This window comes from Allobaculum fili (assembly GCF_020969955.1).
Classification (GTDB): Bacteria; Bacillota_I; Bacilli_A; order Erysipelotrichales; family Erysipelotrichaceae; genus Allobaculum; species Allobaculum fili.
Window position 1 is genome coordinate 1 of record NZ_JAHDSX010000073.1, and the last position, 6,655, is coordinate 6,655.

5 protein-coding genes and 1 pseudogene are annotated in these 6,655 nt (G+C 48.2%); 1 reads left to right on the plus strand and 5 read right to left on the minus strand.

Features of this window, described 5'->3' with window-relative positions:
* The first annotated feature begins 359 nt into the window (after positions 1 to 359).
* On the plus strand, positions 360 to 581 hold the full coding sequence (locus tag Afil_RS10310) for a hypothetical protein (protein WP_230268477.1): 222 nt from the start codon (positions 360 to 362) through the stop codon (positions 579 to 581).
* 54 nt (positions 582 to 635) lie between these two features.
* Here Afil_RS10310 and purF (Afil_RS10315) read toward each other — a convergent pair whose 3' ends face one another.
* The 5 genes and pseudogenes from purF (Afil_RS10315) to Afil_RS10335 all read right to left on the minus strand — a co-directional run bounded on the left by purF (Afil_RS10315) (position 636) and on the right by Afil_RS10335 (position 5,810).
* Positions 636 to 2,015, minus strand: a complete 1,380-nt coding sequence (gene purF / locus Afil_RS10315) for an amidophosphoribosyltransferase (RefSeq protein WP_230268478.1) — start codon at positions 2,013 to 2,015, stop codon at positions 636 to 638.
* A gap of 17 nt (positions 2,016 to 2,032) precedes the next feature.
* Positions 2,033 to 3,412, minus strand: a complete 1,380-nt coding sequence (gene purF / locus Afil_RS10320; protein ID WP_230268479.1) for an amidophosphoribosyltransferase — start codon at positions 3,410 to 3,412, stop codon at positions 2,033 to 2,035.
* A gap of 279 nt (positions 3,413 to 3,691) precedes the next feature.
* The gene (locus tag Afil_RS10325) at positions 3,692 to 4,327 is read right to left on the minus strand and encodes a sugar isomerase domain-containing protein (RefSeq protein ID WP_230268480.1); all 636 of its coding nucleotides are present in this window, start codon (positions 4,325 to 4,327) and stop codon (positions 3,692 to 3,694) included.
* An 11-nt stretch (positions 4,328 to 4,338) separates the two neighbouring features.
* Positions 4,339 to 4,533, minus strand: coding sequence for a hypothetical protein (locus Afil_RS10330; protein WP_230268481.1), 195 nt, complete (start codon positions 4,531 to 4,533; stop codon positions 4,339 to 4,341).
* Positions 4,534 to 4,592: 59 nt separating this feature from the next.
* Positions 4,593 to 5,810, minus strand: a pseudogene (locus Afil_RS10335) (ISL3 family transposase).
* Positions 5,811 to 6,655: the final 845 nt, after the last annotated feature.

Here is a 6,655-nt window from a genome sequence, read left to right on the forward strand (position 1 = left end):
CGGATCCGAAGTATGAAGAAAACGATGAAGAATAAAAAATACGCCAAGCGGGATCTCGAAAGGGATCCCGTTTAGCGTATCTAATATTCAGTCTCGCGTATACCCGTCGATTGTTTGACACTTACGTGATAAAAACGACTGATGCCGGTTTAGTGTAGACGCTTTGTTTCACTTTACCAGCAGCATTTATTAACATTTTTGGTTGTCCCCGAAGACGGGGGATTATGGGCTTCAAGGATCTGAGTTGAACTGTAAGCGCAGCTGGCAGCATAGTTTGTCCCTTCAATCCCTCCAGAGGACATATGGGACGGTCTGCCCCGTGAAAACAGCCAGGTTAACTGACCAAAACAGGCCAGAATTTGATTACCCATAGCGACCGGTTTCTGTTCCGTCCTGCTTCAGCGATTTCAGACGCTGATCAGGCTGAAAAGAATGCTATGAAGCCGGCTTCTTTGCCTGCCGTTTGGTGCCTGACTGGGTATAAACATGAAGAGAATTTAGAATACAGCACTGATAAACAGAATAAAGCCGTTCCCGGGCAACCAGGGAACGGTGAGGTGAAAAAAACTGCGGCAGTATGAGCAGTAGCTTTCGGGAGTACAGTCTTTTTCACAGCGGTGTTTCGTACAGAAGATTCAGTTTTCCAACTGCTCCTGATGACTGAACAGATCTGTACAGTATTCGCCGGTAAAGCATGCCATACAAAGAGCGCTGGGTTCAGCAGCATTCTGCAGATCTTCCGGGGAAAGAAAGTACAGTGTATCAGCCTGAATGTAATCTTTCATTTCTTCCAGAGTCATCTGTGCACCGATGAGCTCCTTTTTCGTGGAGGTATCGACCCCATAAAAACAGGGAGAAGTAATGATGGGAGAAGCAATGCGTACATGTACTTCCTTAGCTCCCGCTTCCCGCAGAAGATTGACAATACGTCTTGAAGTTGTGCCTCTGACAATGGAATCATCAATGAGAACCACTCTTCTACCATCTATGACTTCTCTGACAGGAGAAAGTTTCATTCTGACTCCTCTGTCCCGCATGGCCTGAGTTGGTTGAATAAAGGTACGGGTGACAAAGCGGTTTTTGACCAGACCATACTGGAAGGGCAGGTCTGCTTCTTCGGCATAACCCATGGCAGCGGAAAGGGAAGAGTCAGGACATCCGATGACCACATCAGCCTGCAGATCTTTGTCCTGTCTGGCCAGCAGGCGGCCGGTTTCCTTGCGCAGAGCATGGACATTTTTGTCTTCAATGACGGAATCCGGTCTGGCGAAGTAAATGTATTCCATGGCGCACAGGTGATGATCTCTTTTGGGGGTATAGAAGGAAGAGCGGGGAAGACCGTCTTTGAACACCACCATCTGTCCTGGCAGAACATCGGTATGACGGTAGATGCCCATGACTTCAAAGGCGCAGCTTTCCGAGGAGATGATCCAGCCCTGCCTGTTTCGGGCATAGCTTAAGGGGCGCAGACCATGAGGATCTCGGAAGGCGATGAGGGTGTCATCCTTCATCACCAGAATGGAGAAGGCCCCTTCCAGGCGCTGGGCAGCCTTTTTCACCCGTTCTTCCAGGGTGCCGGTCTGCTTTTCAATGAGATGCAGAATGACTTCGGAATCACTGGTGCCCTGAAAAATCGCGCCGGCTGCTTCCAGCTCCTTGCGCAGTTCTCTGTCGTTGACGATCTGGCCGTTGTGGACCAGGGCGATGTCGCCCTGATAGCCTTCTGCGGCAATGGGCTGAATGTTTTCATATTCCTGTCCGCCGGCAGTAGAATAGCGGACATGACCTACAGACAGATCTCCTTCCAGCTGATCCAGATCTTCCCTGGAAAACACATCCACTGTCAGGCCCTTGCCTTTGAATACCTGGATTTTTCCATGACTGGCCACCGCGATGCCGCTGGCTTCCTGTCCTCTGTGCTGTAAAGAGTGCAGACCATAGTAAGTCAGGCTGGCGGCATCCTGGCACTGATAACATCCAAAGACACCGCATTCTTCATGAAGTTCATCAAACATGAGAAGTTCTCCTTTCATCATTCAGGTTGTGAATCCGCGAAATCATACAGGTCATACGGGTATTCCCCGTTAAAGCAGGCAAGACAGGCATCGGAAGGCAGGCAGGTTTTGAAGGTGTCCAGATCCAGGAAGGAAACGGAATCCGCATCAAAGACTGTCTTCATTTCTTCCAGATTCCACAGATGACCGGCCAGCTGATCCTTTGGAATAAATTCAGTTCCCGAATAGCAGGAATGGGCAATGAGAGGCGAAGCGATGCGCAGGTGAACTTTCCTGGCGCCGGCTTCCCTTAACATCTGGCAGATTCTTCTGGCAGTCTGTCCTTTCTGAACTGAATCATCCACCAGGAAAATGGATTTGCCGCTGACGATGGAAGAGATGACATTGAGCCTGGAGCGCATACCCTGTTCGCGCTGAACGGCCGTGGGCCTGACATAGGTGGAACCGATATACCGGTTCTTGATGAGGCCGATTTCATAAGGCAGACCCAGTTCTCTGGCAAAGGCGGCTGCTGCAGGCAGCGCAGTATCGGGAACACCGATGACCAGGTCGGCTTTTACAATTTCCTGTCTGGCCAGGGCTTTGCCGGCGGCTTCTCTGGAGAGGTGAACGCTGCTGTTTTCCATGCTGGAATCGGGCCTTGAATAGTACACGAATTCCATGGCGCACACATGGCCAAGAGGAGGCTGGATCTGCTTTCGCTCCAGACCGTGCTTTCCCAGAATAATGAGTTCGCCGGGCAGGATTTCTTCGATGGACTCTGTCTCCATCATGGTGAAGGCGCTGCTTTCTGAACCAAAGAGAATACTGCCTTCCGGGGTGGAGGCCATATACAGAGCCCGGATGCCATCTTTGCTTCTTACGGCATAAAGCGTGTTTTTGGTCATGAGCAGAAAGGCAAAGGAGCCCTTGAGCATCTGCACGGTGCGTTCAATGCGCTCGGCTAAAGTGCCTCTGGAAATCTGAATCAGATGGGCAATGATCTCGGCATCGGAAGTGCCCTGGAAAATCAGGCCTTCCTGCTTCATGGCTTTGCGAAGGCTGGGTCCATTGAGCAGCATACCGCTGCAAACCAGGGCGAACTGGCCCTGGAAGGCTCTCACCGCCACAGGCTGCAGGTTTTCCTTCTGCCTGTCGCCGGGAGTGGCCATACGTACCTGTCCGATGGCGGAACGGCCTTCCATGGCGTCCAGCACCTGTCCGGTCATGTTTTCGGAAAGAAGACCCTTGCCTTTATGAAGGGAGAGGGTTTCTCCGTTGGATACTGCCATTCCGGCACCGTCACTGCCCCGGTGCTGGAGAGAGTGAAGAAGATAGTACAGAACATGGGATGCATCCAGCATGTTGTAAACACCGGCCAGACCGGAACAGTTCTGTACGCTGTGTCCATGACTCATCGTGTGTCTCCTTTTTATGCGGCTTCTGGCCGCAGCTGTTTAAACAAAAAGCGCGCCCGGAAAAAGGGCGCAGAGAACGGACAGAAAAAGAGACTGAAGCAAATGATTCTGATGAACAGACGTTCCATGCGGCCTGCATAACAATCCCTTCCTTCTGTAAAAATGACTTCATTATTCTAGAAAACTTCAGGGCGGTGTGCCATACGAAAATGAATTTGATATCGGTTTCTTTCTGAAAAATCAGAGCCTTTCTGACAGATCCATCTTCGAAAACCGGGATCAGAGAATATCGATTCTGTTCCGGTACTTTTCCAGATACTGGCTGTTGCAGCTATCGCCGTGATCCACGTTGCCGGACACCCAGATTTCAGGATTGACACCGGCATCCAGCAGCCGTTCCACTCCTTCTCCCATAAGGCCCACCAGCAGATGCATCCCCACGATGGTGGAAGGAGAGCAGAAGCGGTCACCTTCGACCAGTCTAGGATCCTCCAGAACGGCATCGCCTTCAATGGCGCAGCAGTCCAGCACCACATCACTGATATCCTTCAGCTTCAGGCCACTGGAATGTCGGGAAACGGCTTTGTTGGTATAGTCCATGGACGTCAGGGCAATGACCTTCATGCCTTTTTCAGGGGATGCCATGGCCATATCTATGCCGGCGGCATTGCGTCCGGAAATGGAGACAATCAGCATGATGTCTTCCGGTCTGGGGACAAAAGATTCCAGCACCTTATGGGCTGCATTTTCCTGGCACTCTATCAGCTGGCAGAGCCAGATATCCGGATAAATGACGTACTGGGGAACCAGAATGGCGTTCACAGGCACCAGTCCGCCGGTGTGGCAGCAGAGTTCTTCGCCAAACATCTGGGAGTGACCGCAGCCAAAGACGTGAAGCACGCCACCTTTAGCCATGGACTGCGCAATCAGATCAGCGCCTGGTCAATGGCTTCTTCCTGCTGCAGAGTGGCTTCCGTCTGTTCTCTGCAGACTTCAAAAATTTTCTTGCCTGTTTCATCTATCTTTCTCCTGGCAATTCTTCCGAAGTTCCACTCCCGGCAGAGGGACTGAGGCGGGATACAGTTTGCTGCAGACTGCGGCTGAATCTTTGTTAAGTTCATTATGCTTTAGGAATAATATGGTTCAATGAAAAAACCTTTGGGATCGAAGGGCTGACATTCTAATTGCGTGATGCATCCATAATCTTCAAAAAGAAGTAACCATCGTCGCAGTAGCCATACGCCTGTCTTCTAATCGTCTTGATCTTATTGTTGACTCCTTCGATCTTTCCAGTCGAAATCCCATAAATGGCATGTGAAAGGATGCCCTGATAGTGGTTTTCAATCAATCGGGCAAACCATTCAAAGTGTTTGCTCTTCGTACCTCTACACGTATCAATCAGGTTGTTAAGCAGCACTGCCATCTCTGATTTGTTTCTGCATTTGAAGGCTTGTTCAAGCTGGATTTTGACGATATCGCAAGTGGTGAATAAGGTATTCAGTTTCAAAAGCTCCTTGTATCGTTTAACGTATCCTGTTTTAGCCAGTACTGGTTTCAGGCCAAAAAGGGTCTTTTCCACTCGCAGCACAGTTTCCGCTTCGCCGCGTGCGTCTTTTTGTTCCAGCGTTGCAAGCGAGGACATCAGAATATACTTTGATCCCTTAAGCTGCCTGGCCTGTTCGATTTTATCATCGGCAGTCAGATCCTTTTGAACATCTTTACGAACTTCAGAGGTTACTTTATCGTTGAAATTCTACACGATATTAAAATAGTCAAAAACGATAGAGATATTCTCACAACGTTCTTCAAACGCTTCCTGAAAGTCGGAATTCATATCGCATGCGACTGCTTTGACATGGCTCATCCATTCGCTTCCTACATGGTCGATGAAATCATAAACAACCTGCTTCTTCTTACCTTTGGCGATCCAAAGCACATGCCTGGTTTCTAGATCGATGATATGAGTTGCGTATTGATGTTCGTTTTGAAGCTTGAACTCATCAATAGCCGAAAAACGACTATAGGTATCAGATTTCTTTAAGGATGGACCCTTTGAGTTCTCTTCGACATACAGTCTGCTCAGCCTGGCTTTATCAACGGCCTTTACCAAGTGCGCCCCTACGCCAGTCAGTTCCGCAATTGTCTTCAGAGTAAAGCGTCCGCTGGCAAGCAGATCTTCAATATAGATTTCGAGATTTCTGGTAATGGAATGATGATCTGCCTTGAATGGAATTGTCTGCATAAGCGTGTTGTGACAGTGCTCACAGAACAAGCAATGAATCTCGACAGTGACATGTGTATAGGCATTGCCAAATGGAATATGGCGAAGTGTTCGAGTATGTGAAGACTTGATATGCATCTTCTTTCCACAGATCGGGCATCGGGCAGATGAGGTCATCTTCTGACAGGGCTGGAAGACTGTCGATGCGCTGATTCAGATCATGTCCATGTGAATGTTCGGGATGGGTAACAAGACTGTTCTGGGTAAAACCTGGCAGGTAAGAAGGTAAATAAACGAAACCTTCATAAGCAGGTGCTGCTTGAAAAGTAGAAGCTAAGTCGATAGGGTGCGTATTGGATCTCCTGTGTCTGGCGTGTCTTGGTCGACTCTTCCAGCATACGGGAGATCCTTTTTTACTTGTCATTTTTTTGGTTGTACTGGGGTGATCCCACACAAATTTTCAAAGAACCCATTTTTCGCTAAACAAGAACGACCTTAGGTTATCTGGATTGAAGGACTAAATGTAACGAGAAGGGTTCAATGCCTGCATTTACTCTTTCAATTCACCGCGAGAAAAAAAGTGGGGTCATCCACGCCTTATTGCTTGCGCAAGATCCATAGCTGCGGTATAAATAGAAGGCTGTTTTTCTTCTCCAGCAAAAAAACGCGAGAGAGAAAAACAGATCGTTCAGCTAATGTGAAAATATTTTAAAAATTCACAAATAATGCTTGCATCGCTTCGATGCCCGTGTTATTATAGTTGAGCGCTGAGGGGAATTGCTTCTCTCAGTCGTCAAATCACCTTTAGATATCGAAGAAAACAGCTTAAGTGAAATTATTAAAGAAATTCACAAATAAGTTGTTGACAGAGATTTCTGCAGATGATATGATAAGTAAGCCTTGTGAGAGACATTGAGTTTCTCACAAACAGATGGCTCTTTGAAAACTTTACAGACAGATCAAGAAATTCGAAATACACAACGTCGATTCTTAAAATCACAATAAGTACTCGAACAATCATT